Source organism: Moorena sp. SIO4G3, from assembly GCF_010692305.1.
GTDB lineage: Bacteria > Cyanobacteriota > Cyanobacteriia > Cyanobacteriales > Coleofasciculaceae > Moorena > Moorena producens_A.
On sequence record NZ_JAAHIG010000753.1, the window covers coordinates 1 to 1,169 of the forward strand.

Below are 1,169 nucleotides of genomic sequence, written 5' to 3' on the forward strand. Positions count from 1 at the left end.
TTTGGATTCCGGTGCTTAAAGTCTTAGGATGTTTGTCATTTTCGGTTGGTAATGTTAAAAATAAACAATGATCTAGTTAACGATAGACTTAATATAGCGGTTTTTAAGCTAGTAAGGTACAATAAGGATACATTCTAATCAAAAAACCTGAAACCCTACTCCATTGATCTTAGACAAAAAATTATTGATGTTTATACTCAAGGTAATATCTCTCAACGTCAGCTTGCTAAACAGTTCAATGTTGCCTTAAGCTTTGTTCAAAAATTCCTCAAACAGTATCGGGACACTGGAAATATTGCCCCGAAAATTCCCACTCAACAAACTCCGACAAAACTTAAGCCAAAACAATTAACGATTCTCAAAAATCTGGTGACCATGACTAATGACGCTACTTGAGAAGAACTGCGGAACATGTTAGGGAAAGAAACCGGAGTTTTCCTTGGTATTTCGACAGTATATAGAAGGCTAAAGCGTCTAAAAATAACCCGAAAAAAAAAACACTGTACGCCACAAAAAAAGGCACAGATGAGGTACAAAAACAACGTTTACATTTCTGGCAAAAGGTTAGGGATATTAACGAAAAAGACATGATTTTTCTAGATGAATCCGGAGTTAATTTAGCAATGGTTCGTCTCTTTGCTCGCTCTGAACAGGGTCAACGTGCTTATGGTCAGCGCCCTTATAGGAAAGGTCAAAATCTTTCACTCATTAGTGCCATAAGTTGTGAATCTATCCTCGCCAGCACCTGTTTATTGGGAAAAACTGATGCCATCACTTTTGAAGCTTTTATTTCTCAAAAATTAGTCCCTAAACTTTGGAGTGGAGCTTGTGTAATCATGGACAATTATTCAATTCATAAAGGAGATGAAACTAGAGATTTAATTGAAGCAACGGGTGCTAAATTAATCTATATTCCCACTTACTCCCCTGAATTTAACCCGATTGAACATTGTTGGTCAAAGATAAAAAGTATTTTACGTAAAATTGGTGCAAGAACTTATATTGATTTAGTAAAAGCTATTGAATTTGCTTTTAATCAAATCTCCCTTAAGGATATTCGTAATTGGTTTGCTCATTGTTGTTATTGTACCTCATTAGACTAAAAACCGCTATAGTAAGGAAATTGAATTATTGTAAATAATAAGCTCGTTACCATTCTAGGCCACGGG

At 35.4% G+C, this 1,169-nt stretch carries 1 pseudogene; it reads left to right on the forward strand.

Going from position 1 to position 1,169, the window contains the following annotated elements:
• The first annotated feature begins 147 nt into the window (after positions 1–147).
• Positions 148–1,103 (forward strand): annotated as a pseudogene (locus tag F6J99_RS45195) (IS630 family transposase).
• Positions 1,104–1,169 lie beyond the last annotated feature (66 nt).